Source organism: Novosphingobium fluoreni (genome assembly GCF_014196615.1).
GTDB classification, from domain to species: domain Bacteria; phylum Pseudomonadota; class Alphaproteobacteria; order Sphingomonadales; family Sphingomonadaceae; genus Novosphingobium; species Novosphingobium fluoreni.
This window is the reverse complement of the sequence record NZ_JACIDY010000004.1, coordinates 317,458-339,891: the sequence shown is the minus strand read 5'-3', so window position 1 is coordinate 339,891 and position 22,434 is coordinate 317,458. Positions and strand designations below refer to the sequence as shown.

19 protein-coding genes are annotated in these 22,434 nt (G+C 59.5%); 9 read left to right on the top strand and 10 right to left on the bottom strand.

The window, feature by feature from the left end:
• Positions 1 to 173: 173 nt before the first annotated feature.
• On the bottom strand, positions 174 to 1,892 hold the full coding sequence (locus GGR39_RS10670) for an AMP-binding protein (protein WP_221226085.1): 1,719 nt from the start codon (positions 1,890 to 1,892) through the stop codon (positions 174 to 176).
• A 128-nt stretch (positions 1,893 to 2,020) separates the two neighbouring features.
• On the opposite strand from GGR39_RS10670, the gene GGR39_RS10665 reads away from it, so the two are divergent.
• The 4 genes from GGR39_RS10665 (at position 2,021) to GGR39_RS10650 (ending at position 6,094) form a co-directional block, all read left to right on the top strand.
• Positions 2,021 to 2,959, top strand: a complete 939-nt coding sequence (locus GGR39_RS10665) for an acyl-CoA dehydrogenase family protein (protein ID WP_183617100.1) — start codon at positions 2,021 to 2,023, stop codon at positions 2,957 to 2,959.
• Entirely contained in the window at positions 2,956 to 4,107 is a 1,152-nt protein-coding gene (locus GGR39_RS10660; RefSeq protein WP_183617099.1) for an acyl-CoA dehydrogenase family protein, read from the top strand. The genes GGR39_RS10665 and GGR39_RS10660 overlap by 4 nt, the downstream gene beginning before the upstream one ends.
• 73 nt (positions 4,108 to 4,180) lie before the next feature.
• A complete protein-coding gene (locus GGR39_RS10655; protein ID WP_343055857.1) occupies positions 4,181 to 5,266 on the top strand; it encodes an aldo/keto reductase in 1,086 nt (361 codons plus the stop codon).
• A 63-nt stretch (positions 5,267 to 5,329) separates the two neighbouring features.
• Entirely contained in the window at positions 5,330 to 6,094 is a 765-nt protein-coding gene (locus tag GGR39_RS10650) for an SDR family NAD(P)-dependent oxidoreductase (protein WP_183617098.1), read from the top strand.
• Between the two features lie 98 nt (positions 6,095 to 6,192).
• On the opposite strand, the gene GGR39_RS10645 is transcribed toward GGR39_RS10650, so the two are convergent.
• From GGR39_RS10645 to GGR39_RS10635, 3 genes are read right to left on the bottom strand one after another with little or no spacing between them, the layout of a single operon-like run.
• A complete protein-coding gene (locus GGR39_RS10645) occupies positions 6,193 to 7,017 on the bottom strand; it encodes an enoyl-CoA hydratase/isomerase family protein (protein WP_221226084.1) in 825 nt (274 codons plus the stop codon).
• Positions 7,018 to 7,045: 28 nt separating this feature from the next.
• Positions 7,046 to 8,647, bottom strand: a complete 1,602-nt coding sequence (locus GGR39_RS10640; protein WP_183617096.1) for a GMC family oxidoreductase — start codon at positions 8,645 to 8,647, stop codon at positions 7,046 to 7,048.
• 46 nt (positions 8,648 to 8,693) lie between these two features.
• Entirely contained in the window at positions 8,694 to 9,959 is a 1,266-nt protein-coding gene (locus tag GGR39_RS10635; RefSeq protein ID WP_183617095.1) for a cytochrome P450, read from the bottom strand.
• Positions 9,960 to 10,243: 284 nt separating this feature from the next.
• Here GGR39_RS10635 and GGR39_RS10630 point away from each other — a divergent pair, with 284 nt between their 5' ends.
• The 5 genes from GGR39_RS10630 (at position 10,244) to GGR39_RS10610 (ending at position 18,349) form a co-directional block, all read left to right on the top strand.
• Complete coding sequence (locus tag GGR39_RS10630; RefSeq protein WP_183617094.1) at positions 10,244 to 11,977, top strand: FAD-binding protein; 1,734 nt, start codon at positions 10,244 to 10,246, stop codon at positions 11,975 to 11,977.
• Between the two features lie 145 nt (positions 11,978 to 12,122).
• Entirely contained in the window at positions 12,123 to 13,217 is a 1,095-nt protein-coding gene (locus tag GGR39_RS10625) for an NAD(P)H-dependent amine dehydrogenase family protein (RefSeq protein ID WP_221226082.1), read from the top strand.
• Positions 13,218 to 13,278: 61 nt separating this feature from the next.
• Positions 13,279 to 14,079, top strand: a complete 801-nt coding sequence (locus GGR39_RS10620; RefSeq protein WP_183617092.1) for an SDR family NAD(P)-dependent oxidoreductase — start codon at positions 13,279 to 13,281, stop codon at positions 14,077 to 14,079.
• Between the two features lie 243 nt (positions 14,080 to 14,322).
• Complete coding sequence (locus tag GGR39_RS10615; RefSeq protein WP_183617091.1) at positions 14,323 to 16,785, top strand: TonB-dependent receptor; 2,463 nt, start codon at positions 14,323 to 14,325, stop codon at positions 16,783 to 16,785.
• A gap of 229 nt (positions 16,786 to 17,014) precedes the next feature.
• Positions 17,015 to 18,349: an aromatic ring-hydroxylating oxygenase subunit alpha gene (locus GGR39_RS10610; protein WP_183617090.1), complete on the top strand. Its 1,335-nt coding sequence runs from the start codon at positions 17,015 to 17,017 to the stop codon at positions 18,347 to 18,349.
• Between the two features lie 57 nt (positions 18,350 to 18,406).
• Here GGR39_RS10610 and GGR39_RS10605 read toward each other — a convergent pair whose 3' ends face one another.
• The 6 genes from GGR39_RS10605 to GGR39_RS10580 all read right to left on the bottom strand — a co-directional run bounded on the left by GGR39_RS10605 (position 18,407) and on the right by GGR39_RS10580 (position 22,391).
• Complete coding sequence (locus tag GGR39_RS10605) at positions 18,407 to 18,826, bottom strand: carboxymuconolactone decarboxylase family protein (protein WP_183617128.1); 420 nt, start codon at positions 18,824 to 18,826, stop codon at positions 18,407 to 18,409.
• A gap of 49 nt (positions 18,827 to 18,875) precedes the next feature.
• A complete protein-coding gene (locus tag GGR39_RS10600; RefSeq protein WP_183617089.1) occupies positions 18,876 to 19,730 on the bottom strand; it encodes an SDR family NAD(P)-dependent oxidoreductase in 855 nt (284 codons plus the stop codon).
• Positions 19,727 to 20,467, bottom strand: a complete 741-nt coding sequence (locus GGR39_RS10595; protein ID WP_183617088.1) for an enoyl-CoA hydratase/isomerase family protein — start codon at positions 20,465 to 20,467, stop codon at positions 19,727 to 19,729. Before GGR39_RS10595 ends, GGR39_RS10600 begins: the two co-directional genes overlap by 4 nt.
• Before the next feature lie 11 nt (positions 20,468 to 20,478).
• A complete protein-coding gene (locus GGR39_RS10590) occupies positions 20,479 to 21,450 on the bottom strand; it encodes an NAD(P)H-dependent flavin oxidoreductase (protein ID WP_183617087.1) in 972 nt (323 codons plus the stop codon).
• 26 nt (positions 21,451 to 21,476) lie between these two features.
• A complete protein-coding gene (locus GGR39_RS10585; RefSeq protein WP_183617086.1) occupies positions 21,477 to 21,857 on the bottom strand; it encodes a cupin domain-containing protein in 381 nt (126 codons plus the stop codon).
• A 141-nt stretch (positions 21,858 to 21,998) separates the two neighbouring features.
• Positions 21,999 to 22,391 (bottom strand): cupin domain-containing protein, encoded by a 393-nt coding sequence (locus tag GGR39_RS10580; protein ID WP_221226080.1) that lies wholly within the window; start codon positions 22,389 to 22,391, stop codon positions 21,999 to 22,001.
• Positions 22,392 to 22,434: the final 43 nt, after the last annotated feature.

Genomic DNA, 22,434 nt, shown 5'->3' with positions numbered 1-22,434 from the left:
CGGAAAGCTCGTCGACATCTTCCAGCCCGCCGAATGCGCCAACTACTTCAAATCATGCGGCTATGAACCGGAATGAACGGAAACTGCTCTAGCCGGGAAAAAGACGCCGCCTGAAGCCGCGTCGGTGGGGAGAGGGAGATCCGTTCCATCCACCCACCGCCTGCCCCGTGAAATCAGGCGGGAGCGGTCTCGGCCCTCAGCCTGGCGCGCAGAACGTCCTTACGCACCTTGCCATTGGCGGTCAGCGGCATGGCCTCGACGCACTCGAGGCGTTCGGGCCACTTGAGTTTTGCGGTGTCCTTGGCGGACAGGTGCGCGATGACCTCGGCGAGTGTGAGCGTCTGCCCGGCTTCAAGTACGATGACGGCACATGCGCGCTCGCCGAGACGTTCGTCGGGATAAGCGACGACTGCCACCTCGCGGATCGCGGAATGGTCGAGCAACAAGTCTTCGATTTCCTTCGGCGAGATGTTCTCGCCGCCGCGGATGATGATGTCCTTTTTGCGATCGGTGATCGTGATCGCACCATCCTCATCAAGATGGCCGATATCGCCGGTGAGGAACCACCCTCCCGGCAGGAAGCTTGTCAGTTCGAGTGACGGATCGGTGTAGCCGATGAACAGTTCGGGGCCTCGCGTCGCGATCTCGCCGTCGGTTCCGATCGGGACATCGTTGCCGTTGTCGTCGACGATGCGGATCTCTGTTCCTTCGCTCGGAACGCCGTCGGTGGTCGACCGCTGGGCGAAGGACCCGTTGTCATTGACGACGCTGACCGTTGGATGCTCGCTCAGACCATAGAAGCGTCCGGCCAGAAAGCCCGCATCGCTCGCCATGCGAATATGGTGCGGTGTCACCGCCGTGCCGCTCATCCTGTAGCTGACAATTGAGGAGAGATCGCGGCTATCCTGCCTTGCCGCTTCCAGCAGGCCGATCAGCATCAGCGGCACGCCGCCCGTCTGGGTCACGCGGTGGCGCTCGCAGACTTCCGCAGCGAGCGCGGCGTCCCAGCGATCGGCCGTGACCATTTCCACACCCTTGAGGATGGAGTGGAAAATCACCACTAGCGCGGCGATATGCCCCGGAGGCATCATGGTGAAATATGGGCCATCGTTTGCCAGGAACGGAACGGTGTATTCGGCCAGGATCGATTCATTCGAATGACGAATGCCCTTGGGCACGCCAGTGGTGCCCGAGGAAAAGAGAATGAGGCTGTCGTCCTGCGGGTCGCCCGTGGAAATCAGGCTATCATCCTTGCCATCGTCGTCGGAGGCCAGAAGGTCGCCGTAGCGCAGGGTCCGCGGCGTGAACGCCCCTCCGTTGCCGATGACCAGCACGGTGTCGAGCGATTGCGGCAGGGTCGCGGCGGCCAGACGCTCTGCAAAATCGATGCCGCGCCATGCGTCGGGGATGATGAGCATGCGGACGCGACCAGCCGTCAGGATCGTGGTCAGGTCGGCAGGGCCGTAAGTGTGGACAATCGGCAGGGCGACTGCGCCGAGATGCGCGATAGCCAGCTGCACTGGCACCACTTCCGGCACCATCGGCATCTGCACGGCGATTACATCGCCTTTGCGAATTCCCGCACGGGCCAGGGCGCGAGCGAGCTTCCAGGCCTGCGCATTGATCTCGGCGATGGTGGCGGTCTGGTAGCCGTGCTCGCTGTAGAAATGGTCCCGGGTGTTGGGCTTGCGGACAACAGCCGCGTCGATAGCCTGGGACAGAGTTTCCCCCGTAAAGAAGCCCTCGTCGATCCAGCGTTTGCGCAGGACGGCGCGATCTGCATCGATCTGGGCTCGATCCACTGCCATTTTCATCCGCTCCTGGTGTGCCTGTTCCACCGTCTTGGCACTTTTTGCATCGGCAAGACAACGCACGGTGCGAAGGGCTGTCATTGGCAAGATCAATACCAGTACCATCCATCGGGACAGTGACGAAGGCGATCCAAGGCGCGATAGCATCCGCGTGCCGACCGCGACAGCGAGCGGGCAACTGACAGGCTTGGCGCAAAAGGGAACGGCAATTGATCGACCTCATTCCGGACGAGGACCAGCAAGCGCTCCTCGATTCCTTTCAGGATCTGCTTGCGGCGGAAAGCCCGGTGGGGTCAGGCAAGGCGCCTGATCTGTGGGCGCAGATCGTGCCGTTGGGCTGGCTGGGCCTGGCCCGGCCCGAAGCGGTTGGCGGCGCTGGGCTGGGAGCGGTCGAACTGATGCTGCTTCTGCGCGAATGCGGGCGTTATCTGGCATCGCCTGCCTTGATGGCGACCCTCGTTGCTATCGATCTGCTGGACGAAGCAGGGCAGGGCGACCTCGCAGCACGGCTGGCGGACGGGCACGACCGGGTTGCCTTTGCCCTAGGGCGGGACGATCGCTCCGCTTATCTGGTGGACGGGGATGGCGCCGACCTTGCCCTGCGGGTTGATGACGGCGGGCTCGCCCTTCACCGTATCGCCGATGGGCGAACCCCGCTCGTCTCGATCGATGAGCGTACGACGCTCCACGCGGCTGGGCTGTCTGATTTGCTCGCTACCAGCGAGAAGGGCGCGTCTTTCCGGCTGATGCTGGCGGCCCAGTTTGCCGGCGTAGCCGAGGCGGTTCGCGACGTCGCTGTCGAACAGGCCAAGCTGCGCGAACAGTTCGGCCAGCCGATCGGTGCGTTTCAGGCGATCAAGCACCAGTGCGCCGACTTGGCCGTTCGCGCCGAGGCGGCCGGCGCGCAGGCAAGCTATGCAGCGCTGATGATGGCGAACGATCCGGCCAAGGCGACGGTCGAACTGGCCGCCGCCGTACGCATCGCCCGGCGGGCCGCGGTCTCAAGTGCGCAGGACAACATCCAGATCCATGGCGCCATGGGCACCACGGACGAATGCCATGCGCACCTTTATCTCAAGCGCGCCAACTTGTTGTCCATGCTGGACGGCGCGTCGTCCTGGCAGGCGGAGGCTTTGCTCGCGGTATGAAAATCGAAGTTACCAACGACGAAAAGCAGTTCCGTGAGGAAGTGCGCGCCTGGCTCGCCGATAACGTTCCCAAGGAGCGCAGGCCGACCGAGGGGGAGGCCGCAGCGCAGTTCGACCGGCAATGGGTCAACCAACAGTATCTTGGTGGTTGGTCAGGCATCGCTTGGCCAAAGGAATTTGGCGGGCGGGGCGAAAGTCTTGGCCGACAGATGATCTGGCTGGAAGAATATGCCCGCGCGGGGGCTCCCGAGATTGGCAACTTCTTCGTCGCGATTGCCCACGCCGGCCCCACGATCATGGCGCGCGGCACTCCGGAACAGCAGGAATTCCATTTGCCCCGCATCCTGAGCGGCGCGTCGATCTGGTGCCAGGGCTTTTCAGAGCCCGGTGCCGGGTCTGACCTTGCGGGAATTTCTACACGAGCCGTTATTGAAGGGGACGAACTGGTGGTCAACGGGTCCAAGATCTGGACCAGCTATGGCCATGTCGCGGATTTCCAGGAGTTGTTGGTCCGCACCGATCCTTCGTCGGGCCGACACAAGGGGCTGACCTGGGCGATCTGTGACATGAGCCTCCCGGGTATCGAAGTCCGTCCCATTCGCAGCATGGCCGGGCATCACGAATTCAACCAGGTCTTCTACGACAACGTCCGCATTCCGCTGAAGAATGTGGTAGGCACCGTTGACGACGGATGGAGTGTCGCGATGGCGACACTCGGATTTGAGCGCGGTACCGGGATCATCGTGTTCCAGGTTGAACTGGCGCGCCGGCTCGAGGAACTGGTCGAGCAGGCAAAGGCCAGCGGGGCGATACGCGACATGGTCATTGCCGATCGGCTTTTGAACCTGCGTGCCGAGGTGCATGCCTTGCGCGCAATGACGTTGATGAACATTTCGCGGTCGGATCGGAATGGCGCGCTTGGAGCCGAGGCGACGCTCGTTGCGGTGTATCATGCCGAAATGGAAAAGAAGGTCGCGCGGATGGCTTTCGAGTTGGCAGGGAACCGGGGTCTTGAAGCATTTCCCGGCAAGTGGAGCGTGGCGTTCGAGTATTACAATAGCTTCGCCCATACCATCGCGGGCGGGACCTCGGAAATACGTCGCAATATCATCGGCGAGCGGGTTCTGGGACTGCCAAGGGGGCGTTGATCAGGAGATCGGGTGGAAGCGCAAATTGTCGCCATCCACCCCTCTGTCCCGGCAAGGGGACTAGTCGCGCACCGTGGCGATCAACAGACTTAATCCTCAAAAGCAGATAGTTCCGGAGACGAGCGCCATGGCATCGCTTAATGAATATCGTCACTTGGGCCGCTCCGGTCTGCGGGTCTCGCCGCTTGCTCTTGGAACGATGAATTTCGGGGCCGAGTGGGGTGCAGACGAAGATGCCAGTCGCGAGATGTTCGATACCTACGTCGACGGGGGCGGCAACTTCGTCGACACGGCTGGATATTACTCAGCGGGCAAGTCGGAATCCATGCTCGGCCGCTTCATGCAGGGGCGCCGCGACAACATCGTCGTGTCAACCAAATACTCGCTGAATGCTCCGGCCGACGTGAATGCAGCGGGCAATAGCCGTAAAAGCATGGTCCTGTCGGTAGAGCAAAGTCTGCGGCGCATGCAAACCGATTATATCGACCTGCTGTTCCTGCACACCTGGAACGATACAGCACCCGAGGATGAAATCCTGCGCGCTTTCGATGATCTCGTGCGCCAGGGCAAGGTTCTTTACACCGGGCTGTCCAATATCCCCGCATGGCGAGTGGCTCGATTGCAGACCATGGCAGAGCTGCAGGGCTGGACCCGCTTTGCCAGCCTGCAGATCGAATACAGCCTGCTGGAGCGGACTGTCGAACGTGAGCTTATGCCGGCAGCGCTGGCGTTGGGAATGGGCGTTCTGCCATGGTCCCCGCTCAGCAGTGGCCGCCTGGCTGGAGGCTATGCGACCGGTGCGGTTGCAACTGGGCGCCGGTCCGCGATGCTGGCGGCTGCCAATGCCGTCTCGCCGGAGGTGACGCGCGTGGCCGACGCGGTCAAGGCGGTCGCAGACGAGATCGGCATCAGCTCTTCGCAGGTTGCACTCGCCTGGACCAAGCGCAACCCCGCTGTGACCGCGCCGGTAATCGGGCCGCGTACCACCGAACAGCTGATTGACACGATCGCCGCGCTCGATGTTCAGCTCGACCAGGCGCAGGTCGATCGTCTGGAAGAGGCCGCGAAGCTGGAAACGCTTTATCCAGATCGACTGCTTGCCTTCGATTTCATTCAGGCCGGCCTGTCAGGTGGGCACAAGGTCCTGCCCCGCATCTAAACACAGGCCGGGAGTCGGAACCGGCATCGCCGTTCCGCTCGGCATCCTGCAGGAGCTTTGAATATGGATCTCGGTCTTGGCGGGCGCGTTGCAATCGTAACCGGTGGCGCAAGCGGTATCGGCCTTGCCATTTGCTCGACGCTTCTTGAGGAAGGAGCGGTCGTTGCCATGCTGGATCGCGATGCTGGCCTGATCAGGGAGGCATGTGACGCCTTGGGCGCTGGGGACAGGATCAGCGGTCATGCCATCGATGTTGCGGATGGTTCTGCGTTCGCGTCCTGTCTCGATGCCATATCGGCCCGGTACGGCCGGATCGACATATTGGTGAACAATGCTGGCATCGCCAATTTCTCGAGCCTCGGGGAAATGACCGATGAAGCTTGGCAGGCGGTGTTCGACACGAACCTGGGCGCGGTGCGGACATCAACGCGGTTCGTACTTCCCCTCATGCGAAAGCAGGGTGGGGGCGCGATCATCAACGTGTCGTCCATCGTGGCCGAACGGGCTCAGGCGGGAAGTTCCGCCTATGCAGCGTCGAAGGCGGCGATCCGCCAGTTCACCGCTGTGACCGCTGTCGAATGCGGCCAAGACGGGATACGGGCAAATTCGCTGCAGCTCGGTCCGATCCTGACCCGGGGGACGGAGCAGTATCGCAAGGACTTCCCTGATCGTTATGCGCTGGCGGTGGGTGCGGTCCCGCTCCGCCGATGGGCTGATCCAAAAGAGGTGGCGCAGGTCGTGGCCTTTCTCGCCTCGGATCGTGCTAGCTTTGTCACCGGCGCTTCCATCGCAATCGATGGCGGCCTGGCGGTTGCCGCTGCGACTTGAACAAGGGGATTGGCACGGCCCGATGAACGGCCGGCGTGTCATCCACCTGCCGAAGATCGCAGCGGGAGTGACTGGGCAAGGCCGCTGGCCCTATACGCTCACCGCAGTGCGCTCGGGTCCGGATTCCATTCGGGATCACGGCGCTCTACGAAGGCCGTAGGGCCTTCGATCGAATCCGGATGCGCCCACTGCATCCGCAGCAGCGACCAGCCATATTCCAGAGACTGGTGATATCCCGTTTCCATCGAGTGCCAGATGGCTTCCTTCGAGCGGGCCATCGCCACCGGCGAATTGCGCGCCATATCTTCGGCGATCTCGAGCGCTTTCGATAGCACGTCGGCAGCCGTGGGAACCAGCTCATCGACGAGGCCAAGCTGGTAGGCCCGTTCGGCAGAGAGCTGAAATCCCTTGCCCTGTAGGGTCATGCGCAGAGCCGTGCCGAGAGGGAGTCGCTTGGCCAAGCCGATATTTTCGATCGCGCCGACCTGACCTACGTTGACATGGGTGTCGATGAAGCGGGCGGTTGAGCACGCGACGATGACGTCACTGTCGACCACGAAATGAAGCCCGCCGCCGACGACGAGTCCGTTCACCGCGCATACCACAGGCTTAAGCACCTTGTTCTGCAGCGATGTCAGCGTCACCGCCTGTTCCAGGGGGACATTCTGCAGACCCTGTTCACTCTGCCCTTCACTCAATTTGGCGACGTCGGCACCCGTGCAGAAATGGCGGTCGCCCTCGGCCGTGACGACCGCAACGCGGATGTCCGGGTTGTGCTTCACCTCGTGCCACATCGCCTTGAGGGTATGACCCATCTCCGCCGTGAAGGCATTGCCGCGCTCAGCGCGGGTGAGGGTGATGATGGCGATCCTCTCCCTCCGCTCGAAGCGAATTTCTGGCGTGGTCAGATGCTGATCGATCACAAGGTTCTCCATGTCATACGGCGCGCAGTCAGGTGAGCCGATCCTGACGGATCAGGTCCGAGGCCCGCCAAGCCAAGGCCATCGTCGGTGCATTGGTGTTGCCTGAAAGCATTTCAGGGAACACCGAGCAGTCAGCGACGCGCAGGTTCTGCGCACCGCGAACGCGCAGCCGCTCGTCAAGCGGATAGCCGGTGCCCATCGCGACGGTGCCGCATGCGTGATAGCCGGGCACGGCATAGCGTCGGAAGGCCGCCAGAATTTCCTCATCGGTCTGCGCACTGACTGTGGGTTCGGTCTCACCCACCACAAAGTCGCGTAGAGCCGGCTGCCCCATCAACTCGCGAATGTATCGGATCGAGGCAATGCTGACATCCCGGTCATGCTGGGTATCGAGATAGTTGATATCGATATCTGGCGGCGCCGAAGGGTCACTCGACGTAATCAAGATGTGGCCCTGGCTGTCGGGACGCAGTGGGTAGGAAAAGACTGTGACGCCTGGCTCTTCCTCGAACTTTATTGGTGAAGCGGGGTCGAGCGAGAAAGGCGTGAACATGATTTGCGAGTCCGCCCGATTGCTCTGACGGGATGAGCGGACGAAGGCAGCCATCTCGTGCGATCCCCACGCCAACGGCCCTGAGCCCGTCAATGCCCAGCGCACCACGTTGCCGACCAACCGCGGCCCGCTGAAGGAGCGGTTCAGGCTGTAGCGCATGTCCCGGATACGAAAGCCGAGTTGAAGGAGGCAATGCTCGCGCATGTTGAAGCCGATCATCGGGCTGTCGATGACGACAGGCACGCCGGCCTTTCTCAGCCTGTCCGAATTGCCGATCCCGGACAGCTGAAGAATCTTGGGCGAGGCGAGGCCGCCGGCGCACAGGATAACTTCACCATGGGTGTGGAATGTGACCGCTTCGCCATTTCGCTCCCCCTCGACACCGACGGCGCGGTTGCCATCCATGATCACCCTGTTGATCCGGACGCCGGTTTCGACGGCGAGATTGGGCCGGCTCCTCGCAGGCTTCAGGAAGCCCCGCGCAGCGCTGCACCGGCGGCCGTTGCTGTCGATGTTCCATTGAAGGTAGCCGATGCCTTCCTGGTCCAGTTCGTTCTGGTCTTCCTTTATACGCAGGCCCATTTGCGTGCCTGCGCGCAAAAATGCCTTATGCAAGGGCGTCTTGTTGGGGTTGTCGGTAATCTTGATCGGGCCGCCCACTCCCCGGACGCCGTTGTCGCCCAACGCATGATCTTCGAGGCGCCGGAAATAGCTCGACATGTCATTCCAGGACCATCCGGGGTTGCCGAGACTTTCGATCTGGTCCCAGTCGGCCGGCTGGCCGCGGATCCACACCATGCCGTTCACAGCGCTGGACCCGCCCAGCATTTTGCCACGCACCCACATGTCGGTGCCCTTGCCATCGCCGCGATCGAATTGCGCTGGATGGTATGAGGTCAGGTTTGCATCCATGAGCGACTTGCCGAAGCCCTTCGGCATGCGGACAAGCATACTGTCGCCCTCGCCACCTTCTTCGACCAATAGGACGCGGGACGACGTATTTTCGGATAGCCGCGCAGCCATCACGCTGCCTGCAGACCCGCCGCCGACAACGATGTAATCAAAGGTATCTGGCATAACAGATCCCCCTCCCGTTGTTATCGTTTGTTAAACAAGTCTTTGTTCAGTGATTGGCGACAGGATCGAAACGGACGTAGAGATGTTCGGAACGTCGCAGGGTCGCGCCGCGCAGCTTCGGCTCTGGCATATCCGGATCAAGCCGCAGGTTGTGAAGCCGATCCAGAATGGCCGTAAGCGCGCGGGTCATTTCGACACGGGCCAGATGCTGTCCGACGCATATGTGCGGGCCCTGCGCGAAACTGAAGTGCTGCTTGGCATTACGGCGGGTAATGTCGAACTTGTCGGGATTTTCGAACAGGGCGGGGTCGCGGTTCGCTGCGCCCCCAATGACCTGGATCACCGAACCCTTCGGAATCGACACGCCGCACAATTCGGTGTCCTCGCGAGCAAAACGATCCATCACCAGGACGGGACCATCGAAGCGCAGCGCTTCCTCGATCGCATTCGGAATGAGCGAACGGTCGTTGCGCAGCATTTCGAGCTGATCGGGGTTCTTGAGCAGCATCGTCAACAACACGCCGGTCCCCCGATAGGTCGTATCGGCGGCGGCGTTGATCAATTGGCGGAAAAATGAAATCAGCACTTCTTCCGGCAAATATTCGCCATCGATCTGCGTATGGACCAGCAGGCTGAGCAGGTCATCGCCGGGCTCCTTTCGCTTAAGATCTATCATCGCGCCGAAATACTCACCCAGCTTTCGGGAGGCCTCTTCGGCGTGTGCAGTATCGACGGCGATCAGTGTCTGGGCGATCGCTAGCTTATGGAAGATTGTACCTTCCTGCTGAGGCAGCCCAAGCTGGCGGTATACGACGCGGAATGGATAATGAACTGTGAATTGTTGTACCAGATCCGCCTTGCCGGTGTGCTGGAAGTCCTGCATCAGCTCATCCACGACCGGATCGACAATCGTACCGCCCCACTCACGCACATATTGTGGAAGGAAAACCTTCTGGAAAATGCGCCGGAACTGACCATGCTCGGGCGCATCCATCGTTGAAATCGAGCGACCGAACGCCCGTCCCAGATTGAAGGCATAGGCGCCATTGCCGAAAATTTCAGGCGTCTGCAGAACTTTCTGAACAGCTTCCGCGCTCAGAACCATGAAGCGCTGCGCATCGGCCGGCTGGGTGATGTCCGGAAATAGCCCCATCGTTGTGCGCCAGTCCGCCGCCACAACGCCGCCGGATTCCTCGCGCAGCTTGGCCAACTGAGGATAGGGATCGTCATTGTCGCCAAACGCGAGCTCATCGCTCATAAAGGGATTAAAGCTCGCCTCGTCAAAATCCCGCAGCTTTGGGGCGATGGTCATTTTTGCTCTCCAGGGTCGCCTGATAGGGAAGGGGCCAACAGGCATAGCATCCTCTACTTCCGCTCTAGGTCAGGCGTGCGTGTGAAGCTTTCGGAATATGCCTCTGGCAGCGATTTGATAGACACATAGCGGGGGCGGCGCCCTCCTGTAGACTGCCTGAAAAGCGCTGGGGCCGGTTGGCGCCAGCCATCATAGTGCGTCATTCGACCATAGAACGAGCATTACCCAGACTTATAGCGCGCTTCGTGCCGCGACGGCTGGGAGGGTTGAGGAGTACAATTTAGATGCGCCTGAAGGACTGGGAGCTTCAAGACGAGTACGATCTGGTGATCGTGGGATCCGGCGGAGCTTCTTTTTGTGCAGCCCTTGCGGCGAAGTCGCTTGGTAAGCGGCCTGTAATCTTGGAAAAGCAATCGGTTGTCGGCGGCTCCACCTCGTTCTCGGGTGGTGTTTGGTGGGTGCCGGATAACCCGCTGCTGGCCGGTGCGGGTGTCGAGGACAGCTTCGACAAGGCACACGAATATCTCGCGAACTGCGTCGATCATTCTGGTCCTGCGGTGACCGAGGAACGGACCCGTGCCTTCCTCAAATCCGCACCTCGAATGGTTGCTTTCCTTCAATCCCTGGGCGTGCGCATCCGCCGGCCCACCGATGCCTGGCCGGACTATTACGATGATCTCCCTGGCGGCGTGCCTGAGGGGCGGTCGCTGTTGGCTGAGCCTTTCGATATGCACCAGCTTGGCGAATATGAACCATGGCTGGCGATGCATCCGATGATGACGACCTTGCCGTTCGGGGTGGACGAAGTGCCGACGCTCTTCCTGCTCAAGCGCAACTGGGCCGGTAAGAGGAAGGCCGTGAAGTTTGCCCTGATGACCGTTCTGAACAAGTTGCTCGGCCGCCGCATTGTGGCAAATGGCGCGGCGATCCAAGGACAGATGGTCAAGGTGGCCGTGGAGCACGACATTCCTTTCTTTCGCGATGTTCCGGTGGATGATCTGATCGTCGCGGATAATCGCGTCATAGGGGTGAAAGCCACTTATCGCGGCAAGCCTGTTGAAGTGCGTGCCCGGGATGGCGTGCTGGTCAATGCCGGTGGTTTTTCGCGCAATGACGATATGCGCAAGAGATATGGCCACCAGCCGATCAATGCAGGGTGGACCAATGCCAATCCCGGCGACACGGGCGAGTTGATGCGCGCGATGATGGCGCTTGGCGCTGCAACCGAATGCTTGGATACGGCGGTTTGGTGCATGACGTCGTTCGCGCCGGACGGATCATGGCCTAAGGGCGCACAGCAGAACGGATATCCCTATCCCTTCATGCACATTCTCGACACATCGTTTCCCCACGGCATCATCGTGGACCGCGACGGGCGTCGGATGGTCAATGAATCTGGTTCTTATCAGGAAGTCGGCGAAAAAATCTTTGAGCGTCATCTGAAGACGGGCAGGGGGCTTCCAGCCTGGGCCATCATGGATAGCCGGCATCGCAAGCGCTATCCTTGGGGAACACTTCCCCCGGGCGTCACCCCCAAGGAATGGATCGAAACCGGCTACATGAAGAAAGCCGGAAGCCTGGGAGAACTGGCTGCGATCTGCGGTATCAATCCTGTCGGCCTGAAAGATGAAGTTGCCCGGTTCAATGGCTTCGCCCAATCCGGCGTCGATCAGGATTTTAACCGTGGGGGCAGGGCCTTTGACCGGTCGCACGGCGATCCGACTGTCTCCCCCAACCCCAATCTTGGCGAGATCGCAGAGCCGCCGTTCTACGCAGTCGCTTTGCACCATGGCGACGTGGGTACCTCCGGTGGCGTCGTGACGGACGAATTCGCTCGGGTCAGGCGCCCCGATGGCAGTGTGATCAGGGGGCTTTACGCCGCCGGAAACGTCGCGGCCTCTCCGTTTGGGCGCACCTATCCGGGCGCGGGTGCAAGCATCAGCAGCGCCTTTACTTTCGGCTACATCGCAGCCCATCATATGGCTAAATCCAACAAGCTAATTGACCTGGTAGGCTAAGGTCTGATCGGCAAATCGTCTTGCTTTCTGAACGCCATCGGTCTGGCGAATGGTAGTAGCTGGCAATAACTGGGTCCTGCAGATCGAAATATTGCGTAGGTTTTGTATTAGCAGAGACAAATCATAAATATATATCTTGTGGAGGATGCAAATGTCGGCAAGAACTTACAAAGTTGTCCACGTCGGAACAGGTGTAACGGGCAAATGCGGCCTGAATGCCCTTCTTAACCAACCTGACATGCAGTTGGTCGGCCATTTGGTGTTTGATCCAGCCAAAGTCGGCGCGGACGCCGGGGCGCTTTGCGAACTGGGTTACGAAGTCGGCGTTGAGGCGACGAGCAATGTCGATGATCTTATCGCGCTGAAGCCGGACTTCATCAACTATTTCGGCGACGGTCAGACGAAGTTCGACCAGTCGTATGATCTGATCAAGCGCTTTCTGGAGGCGGGCATCAATGTTGGCACGCCGTCCATCTACGCTATACTACATTCCAAGAGTGCTGATCCGGAATTGATCAAGCCGCTGGAGGAGGCGTGCCGCAAGGGCAACTCCTCTCTTTTCATCAGCGGCATCGATCCGGGTTATGCGAGCCCCTGGCTGGCCGTCGGCCTGCTGAAGTCGGCCGACGAGGTGTCCGAAATTCGAATGCAGGAAATCGCCGACTATTCCTTTTACGATGTCGAGTGGGTGATGCGCGAGATCTACGGCATGGGCAAGCCGCTCGGCTCGCATAGCACGCTTTCGGACGGATCTTTCATGCGCTGGGTATGGACCCCGACGATTAATGCCGTGGCTGACCGCATGGGCATCGAACTGGACGAAATCCGAACCTTCTTCGACGGTGCGGTCCATGACGAGCGTATCGATACGCTGTGGGGGCCGATCGAGCCTGGCACTCTGGCTGCCGTGCGCTTTGGTCTTGAAGGCATTTATCAGGGCAAACCGCTGATCATCCTCGATCATATCACGCGCTGCGCTCTCGATGTCGCGCCGCACTGGCCTCAGGCTAAGGGCGGTGAAATCGAAAAGCTGCGCCACGAATATACCGTACTGATCAAGGGCAACCCGAACCTCGACCTTCGTCTGGCGATGGGGGAAACGCGCGAGGGCTATGACGCCGGGCTGACCACAACGGCCAACGTCATCGTAAACGCCATTCCGTTAATCGTGTCGCATCAGGCGGGGATCATCGATGAACTGGAATTTCCGGTTTATTCGACCCGTAATATCAAGGTGTAACCGCGCGGACTCGCATAAAAGCCGCACTACGGCTCGCATTTCACAAGCATGGGATTGAATCATGGGACGTCTCGAAGGAAAAATCGTCATCATTACTGGCAGCACCGAAGGAATAGGTGAGGCCACGGCTCACAAGTTCGCAAAGGAGGGGGCTGCCGGCATTCTCATCGTTGGTCGAAACGAAAAACGCGCGCACGAAGTTGCGGAGGCGGTCAACAAGGCCGGCGGCAACGCCTACCCCTGCCGCACCGACGTGTCGAAAGAGGCCGACGTCGAAAACATGGTTCGCACCGCCGTAGAGCGTTGGGGCCGACTCGACGTATTGATAAACAACGCCGCCAAGACGAGCACGCACGGTGATGTCGCCGTGGCCGACACGAACTTGCAGGAGTGGCAGTCGGCTTTCGATGTCAACACGTTCGGCGCGATGCTGTGCTGCAAGTATGCCGTCCCGGCCATGATCAACTCGGGTGGCGGATCAATCGTCCATTCATCCTCGGGTATTGGCCAGGTTGGTGGTGACGAATGGCCGGCCTATGCCTGCTCCAAGGCCGCGTTGGTCCGTCTGAGCGAACATGTGGCCGTCGCTTATGGCCGACAGGGTATTCGCAGCAACGCGGTCGTTATCGGTCTGATCGAGACAAGCGCCATCGATCAGATGCCGCCGCCTTTCCGCAGCGTGATGGAGCGCAATCACCTGCTTGGTCGCCTTGGCCAGCCGGATGAGATCGCCAATGTCATGGCGTTTCTTGCGTCAGACGATGCGTCTTTCGTCACGGGCGCGACGATTGCAGCGGATTGTGGTTATCTCGCTCACCATCCCCACATGTCAGAGGTGCGCCAGTTGATGGAAAGTCTCTAAGTCACTCCATAGCGAAATTATTGATACGCTCACTCTCTTTCCTGAATAATGATCCAGGGAAGAGAGTGTGTTTCTATTCTACTGCCATAAATACCTATATACATATCGATAACCCCTTGAAGGGACATGCTGCCATATTGGTGAGGCATTACAGGGCTGCCGTGTTGGGGACCTGCTCTACCTGTATTTGGCATGCCGGGTAGCGGGCCATATTTTCTGCTTTGGAAAAGGGCCATATTAGAAATGAAAGAAAGACTTGCAGGGGTGTCGGTTTCGATACTGGCTCTGTTCATCGGCTGTCCCGCGCTGGCGCAGGATGGACAAGGGGCAGGGCAAGGCGCGCAGGGCCAACAGGCAAACCAGGATGGCGGCTTGGGAGAAATCATCGTCACCGCGCAACGCAAGGCGGAATCTCTTCAAAAGGTCCCACTGGCAGTCACGGCGCTGAGCGCAGATATACTTGAAACGCGCAAGATCACAAGCCTGACCGCTTTTTCGACCCAGGTCACTCCAGGCCTCGTAGTGAATGCCTTTGCGGGCGGCTCACCGGTACCCACCTTTCATATGCGCGGTGTCTCTTCGCCTGATCCGACCACTGGTCTGACAGAGCAGGGGGTTGCGGTTTACATCGACGGCGTTCCCTTGGGGCGGGCGCCGGGCGTGGGTATCGAACTCGGCGATGTTGAGCGGATCGAGGTATTGCGCGGTCCGCAGGGAACGCTGTTCGGCCGTAATGCCGAAGGCGGTGCGGTGCAATTCGTCACCAAGCGGCCCACGGGTCAACTGGGTGGGCAATTCGAGGCCGAATATGGCAACTACGACTCAAAGCGCGTCACCGGGCACCTCAACCTGCCGGCCGTAGGGCATTTGTCGTTCAAACTCAGCGCCATTTATTCGTCCCACGATGGCTACACGAAGAATGTGCGGCCGCGCGCCTTCGACACAGTCAACCCAGATGACATCAACGACTTCGGCGCATATGAGCAGAAGGGCTTCAGGGTAGCGGCCCTGTGGGACCCGACTTCGAACTTCACCGCGCTTTATGCCTTCGACTATGCCGACGTGGCGTATACGAATGACATTTCGCTCCGTGTGAATGGCCGACAGCCCAGCGAAATTGCATTCTGCGCCAATCCTGCTTTTGCCGCTACCTATTGCAGCGATCCTGCGAACTTGGTCGCGAATGTCTATCAGAACACACTAGCGGGCGTGCCTGCCAATACCCGTCCGACATCAAGCAATCTGCCGATCTATATGCCCTTCAGCAAGGACCGGACCCGGGGTCATCAACTCACCTTGGAATGGCATGCCACTGATAGGCTTCAGATCAAGTCCATTTCCGCCTATCGCACATTGAATGCCGAGGAGTATCCCAACAATGGGGAATCGATCGGCTTTGTCCAACTTGTCCCGACCTCACTGTTCCCAGCCGCAGGGGCCGCGAATGGCACACTCAGCAATTTCGTAGCGTTTAGTGGTATTACCAATCCCGGGCGCGTAAAACAGAACCAAAAGAGCGAGGAACTGCAGGCGATCTACAAGGATGATCATTTCAACGTCACTGCCGGCCTGTTCTACTATAACGAACATGTCAAAGATATGCGAAGAACAGTGAATACTCTTTTGTATTTCTATGATCCCGCTGATCCTTCGCGATTGCAGGGGGTCGCTGTGCAGCCAACGACTTTGTCTCCCACATCGAATGAGACCGTCTTTGATGCCGAGGCCAAGTCCTACGCGGCCTATGCACAGGGTACTTACACCCCTCCTATTTTAGACGAGCGACTGCACCTGACCGCGGGTCTGCGCTATACGCATGACCGCAAGACGTTCAACCGACTCGTTTTCTTGGGCGCTGCCGACGGGCAGACTTCCACGGTATTCAAGGCGGGTCGGGTCGATCCCGCTTTCATTCTGGCCTTTGATATAAACCAAGATATCAATACCTATTTTAAATATGCTCAGGCTTATCGCACGGGTGGGGCCAATATCAGGGATCTTGTCGGACTCACTCCCTACGGATCGGAAGTCAACAAGACCTTCGAATTGGGTGTCAAATCCCAGCTGTTTGATCGCCATGTCCGCCTGAACCTGGCTGCGTTCCGCAGCACCGTCTCTGATGTTCAGGTCAGCACTCAAAACCTTGTCAGCAACCCGGGCAGTACGACGGGGCGTAACCTGCCTGGTGACATCAGGATCTGGGGTATAGAAAGCGAGTTGACCGTTGCACCAGTCACCGGGCTTACACTCACCGCAAATTACTCCTATTTGAAAGTGGATGCGCCGAGCTTGTTCGTGACCGATATCGGTTCCTTTCGCTATCTTCCGCCCAACTCGCCAAAGCATCAGCTCTATCTGGGTATAGACTACGCCACTCCTCTGACATCGGAGGTGAAGCTGGCACTCCATGGGGACTACAATTATCAGTCCCACAGCACGACAGCGCCGCTGGTCCCCGCCGATGGTTCGGTTGTCGATCCGGGCCGAACGCTCAACAACTTCAATGCCCGAATGGCCATCCAACACATTCCGTTGAGCGGTGATGTGACCGGCGAGATCAGCCTGTTCATGCGGAACATTTTCAACAAGGTAGGTAACGAGTTCACTTATGGAGCGGCGACCACCGATCCAACGGCCGCCCCCTCTGGCAATGTGTTCCTCACACCGCCCCGGACTTATGGGATACAGTTCAAGATTGAATTCTGATCTATCAATGCATGATGGCGGGCTCTTGACCCGCCATCAACGATCATTTGTCACGCTGTCCGCCGATGGGGTGCCGAGCTGACGCAGGCAGGCGCGGATTGGGCGCGGCGTCAGACCCATGTGCAATGGCCGTTAGCCTCTGAGCGCGGTAGCCACATTGCCGGCAGCGGATACATTGCCGACGGTGCCAGGTCAGTCCCGGCTGTAAAAGTGCTTGCAGGAGACGGCAATGAATATCGAAGCGGGCAAAACCATTCCGAATTTCATGGTGGCCAAGGAAAATTATCTCTCGAAGGATTTCCTGGTGAGGGAGAAGGAAAATCTGTGGCCGCAGGTTTGGCAGGTGGCATGCCGCGAGCAGGAAATTCCAAAGCCCGGCGACTATGTCGTTTACGACATCGCTGACGATTCCATTATCGTGGCCCGGAACCGGGACGGTGCCATTGTCGCCTATCACAACGTCTGTCCGCATCGCGGGCGACGTCTGGCGACGGGATGCGGGACGACAAACCAGTTTCGCTGCGGCTTTCACGGCTGGACCTTCGACACAAACGGTAAGAATATCCTGGTGCAAGATCGCGACGATTGGAAGGGCGCGCTCGATTGCATGCAGCTCGACCTGCATCACGTGAAAGTAGATAGCTGGGGCGGTTTCGTGTTCGTCAACATGAACCCGGACTGTGAACCGCTGACGGAATATCTCGGCGTGATCCCGGAATATCTCGGGCCGTACGAGTTTGAGAATATGAGCTTTCGCTGGTACATGACATTGCATCTTCCAGCCAATTGGAAGGTGGCTCTTGAAGCATTTATCGAGGGCTACCATGTCGCGGCAACGCATCCCCAGTTACTACCGTATCAGGGCGATGATTATTCGATGAGCTACGCGCACGGGAAGCATTCCAATTTCGGTTATCCAGATGCCAAATCGCCGATCGGGATGCCCTCGCCGCGTATCAAGCTGGAGTGGCCCAAGGACAAACGCGACGGAATGCTGCTTTTCTTCACCGAATATGAGCGGCAGCTGAAGGCGATCTTTACCGACCGCAACCACAAAGCGATCGAAGAGAAGCTGAAGGAAATTGTACCAGAGGATGCCTCGGCGATCGAAGTCATGATGGCCGCAATTGAACTTGGTCGCCAGGCAGCCGAAGAGGAGGGCTGCGGTTTCCCTGAGAAGCTGACGATCGAACATATCATGATGGCCGGTGCGGACTGGCATGTGTTCCCCAACTGCGCGACGCTTCCCTGGTTCGATGGCGCACTATGGTATCGGTCGCGCCCCAACGGCGACGATCCCGACTCCTGCATCTTTGATATCTGGTCACTCAAGCGCTATGCCAAGGGGCAGGAGCCGCCGATCGAAAGGCAGCTTCACAAGTCAATGGATGGCGTCAGCGCCGGTCAGATCTTGGACCAGGACATCGCGAACATGGGTCTAGTCCAGAAGGGTATGAAATCGCGCGCTTTCAAGGCGGCGGTTACCAACCCGCTGCAGGAGGTCCCCGTGAAGAATTTCCATCGCACGCTGGAGCAATATGTGATGGGGCAATCTCGGGACTGAACATCCTCCCTCCATCCCGCCTGCCGCACGGCTTGTGACGGCAGGCGGGATGGCCAGTCAGACGAGACCCCGCTCTTCGGTGGTCTTGCTCTGAGTATCGATACCCCGTTCACGCAGCACTTCGATAAGCGCGGAACTGGCCTGTGTGCACGCGGGCAGGCCGAGATAAGGGATCGACTGGATCACCGCCTCTTCGAGCTCGGTCCGCGTCAGCCCATTGGCCAGCCCGATCCGAAAATGGTTCTTGAGCTCTGCCGTCTGACGGGTTGCGATCAATATGGCGATCACAACTAGGCTGCGATGCTTGCGCTCCAGTCCGGGACGCGTCCATACGCTTCCGAATGCAAAATCGACGGCGATCTGGCCCAGTGTGCTTGAAAAGCCGTCCTGCTCGACGGCTTGACGCATCATGTCGCCCGCGTCCTTGCCCAGCACGTCGCTGAAAAATTCAAGCCCACGTTCTCTTGTCTCGTTCATCAACCGTCTCCCATGCGCAAATGTTCTTCTGGTTCGTTCCGGCGCGGCATCAGGCAATGGAGATACCGCCATCGACAGCGATCAGCTGGCCCGTCACGTAGCGGCTGGCGTCGCTTGCCAGATACAGGCACGCTGCGGCGATGTCGCCGGGTTTGCCGAACCCGCCCAACGGAATAAAGTCTGGTTGGGTCATCGGTCCACGAAGAGGAAGAGATAGTTGCGCCGGATCGATATTATCGTTCTGGATCGCGCCAGGGATCACGGCGTTGACCCGGATGGAATGTTCGGCCAACTCACGGGCGAGGGTGCGTGTCAGGCCGTCGTTACCGGACTTCGATGCCGCATAGGCCACATTGTCGAACAAGACGAAACGGCTGCCCGCGATGGACGAAATGTTGATGATTGATCCGCCAATACCGCCCCGCAGCATGGATCGCACTGCTGCACGGCAGCAGAAAGCGACCCCTTCGAGATTGACGGAATGGATGCGTGACCAGGTGCCTGCGGTCATGTCGTCAAAGCGCTCGAATCCGAACGCAGCCGCGCAATTCACGATCACGTCCAGTTCCCCAAACTCCTGGCTTACCCGGGCTACCATGGCATCGATCGAGGCGGGGTCCGACTGATCATAGCAGACGGCCATGACCCGATCAGTGCCAATTTGGCGGGCAATGGTGGACGCGCCGGTTTCATCCCGATCGGCGAGCGCGACCATTGCGCCAGCTTCGGCGAAAAGCGATGCGATAGCACGGCCGATGCCACCGGCTGCTCCGGTCACGATCGCGACCTTTCCATCGAGGCTAAACAGCTTTGTGATGGCAGGGTCTTGCATTTTTTCTTCCTCGGCGATCAGGAGGTCGCATTGCCGGCGGCGCGACAAGTTCTTCAGTCGTTCCTCGTTCAACCTTTCGTGAAGGCGGCAACCCTGGCGGTGAAATCCGGCGCGACGCCCGGGTGGCGGTAGTGGGTGTGCGCCAAGGCCTGATCCAGCGGCAGTCCCTCAATTTCGCGATAAATCTGCTTGACTGCCCGATTGCTGAAGCCGCTGTTTTTCCGTATCTGTGCAACGAGGTCGCTGAGGGATATGTCCAGCTGTCCCGCTGGCGCCATCAAATCGACAAGCCCGACGCGCAAAGCCTCTTCTGCGTTCATCTCGCGCGCGGTCATGGACAAGCGCTTCGCATTCGAGACTCCAATTCGGCGGGCGAGACGCGGATACAAGCCCCACGCCGCTACGAGACCCCATTTGCCGTGGGTGTCGGCGAAGCGGGTACCCGCGTCGGCCACGATGAAATCACATCCCAGCGCGAGTTCGAGCCCGCCAGTAAAGCACACGCCATGGACGGCCGCGATCGTTGGCATCGGCAGTCGCGAAAGCGCCTCGACAACCATGGGCTTATATGTCGGGGGCAGGGGCGTAGTTAAGCCGCTGAGCGCGGCAAGGTCCGCACCTGCACTAAAGCCTTTGCCCGCGCCCCTCAGGACGACACATTCAACTTTGCCGTTGTCCTGCGCAAGGAGGCGGAGATAGTGGTTGAGCTCTTCGAAAGCGGCGTTGTCCAGCGCGTTATGCTTTTCGGGGCGGTTGAGCACCAGTGTGCAAAGCCCATTTTCGTCAAGCCGTAATATTCGCTCAGTCATCGTTGGCGACCTCAAACATTCTTAACGGGCTGGCGGCTGGACGGGATGGTGCACGCGGCGTCATATTCCTGCGCCAGACGCTCGACGAGTTCGGCGACGGAGGGAATGTCGTGGATCAGCCCAATTCCCTGCCCGCCGCTCCAGATGTCACGCCAGGGCATGATTCCCGCAGGGAGGTGGGCCGTGCCGCGCTCCTTGAGAACCGGCATGGCATCGGGATCCAGCCCGGTTGATCGAAGCGACGCCTTCAGCCAGCTGGCAGGCATGCCGTTGACACCGGCATTATAAATGACGTCTGCCTCGGTTCCATCGACCAGCATTGCTTTATAGGATTCGTTAACCTCCGCTTCCTGTGTGGCGATGAAACGGGTGCCCATATAGGCGAGGTCCGCACCCATTATCTGCGCAGCACGAACCACGGCACCATGCGAAACCGCACCGGCCATCACGATGATCCCATCAAAGATCTCGCGGATCTGTGGGATGAAGACCAGATGGCTGATCGTCCCGGCATGGCCACCTCCGCCGGCACCGATCGCAACCATGCCGTCGACGCCGATCGAAGCGGCCTTCTCGGCGAAGCGCATCGACGTAACGTCGTGGAAGTGCAGCATGCCAAGATCACGGATGATTGGAGAGATACGAGAGGGATCGCCGATCGAGGTAATGGCTATACGCGCGCCATATTTCGCGGCGAGGCCAAGGTTGATCCTGATGTCCTCCTCAGGAAGTTGCGTGGCAACATTGACCGCGAGCGGTCCCGCAGCTCGCCCGCCCTGGTCGGTGCTGAAGAGCACGGCCTCCTGGACGAGGCTCAGCTGATTTTCGAACGCGTCGTTTGAACTGTGGTTGTGCCGGGCTAGGGAGCCCCCGATTCCCGCTACGCAGGCTGCCGCTGCGAGGCGCGCGCTGGAGACATGATACATCGGCGCGGCGATTACCGGAACATAGAACTGCTCGTGCAGATCTGACGGAACAGGCATTCCCGTATTTCCTCCTGACCGATGCGTTACAGGGGCTTGGCGTCGATGACGATCGACGCCATGATCGCGGGCTCCGTTCCGCGGTTTTCCCACGCGTGCGCGACGCCGCGATCCACGAGGACATCCCCGGGGTTGAGAGTGGCTTCGCCATCCTCCAGGATGCAGGTGATCTGGCCGGACAGCAGAATGATGTAGTCTACCGTGTTGGTCGTGTGCATGCCAGCGAACGCGCCTTCGCCCTCGGCGGGCTGGCTCGATTTGGGCGGATACTCGAAAACATAGAATGCCGTGCCGTTGGCGGGCGCAGGCGATTCCGGGAAAGGCCGGTCGGCGGCGTCTTCATTGCCCTCGTTGCTCGCCGGGGTCTGGTCGGTCAGCCAGACAAGCGTGCCTGCGATCGCAGGCATTTCGAAATGCGTTGGCGGTCTACCGTCATGAATGAAGGTCGACTGGCCCTCCTGATTCATGCCCACGACCAGACGCCTGATCTGTCTTGCCAAAGATTTTCTCCTCTGTGTGGGCCCGCCTATTCGTCGGGACCGCTGTCTTCATCGGACGGCGGCGGTTGCGCCGATCGAGACGACCGCGAACCGTGCCGGCATCGGGCCACGGTTCTCGAACGCTCGGTATCCACCACGATTGACCATCATGTCGCCGGGACGGAGGGTCGCTTCGCCATCCTCCACGATGGCGGTCAGCTCGCCCGACAGCATGATGAGATAATCCGTCGTATCCGACACATGCATCCCAGGATGATCATGCGTATCACTGGTCTGGCCGCCCTTCAGAAGGGCGTCGAGTTGTTCCGGCGAAGCATCGTGCGAAGAGGGATATTCAAAAAAATAGAAGCAAGTCCCGCAGGGCGGAGCTGCTTTTGCAGGAAAGGCGCAGGCGGCCGCATCGTCCGTTCCGCTATTGTTTGCGGGCGTATGCGGGGTCATCCACAAGAGATAGCCCTGGATATCAGCCACCGGCACGACGGCA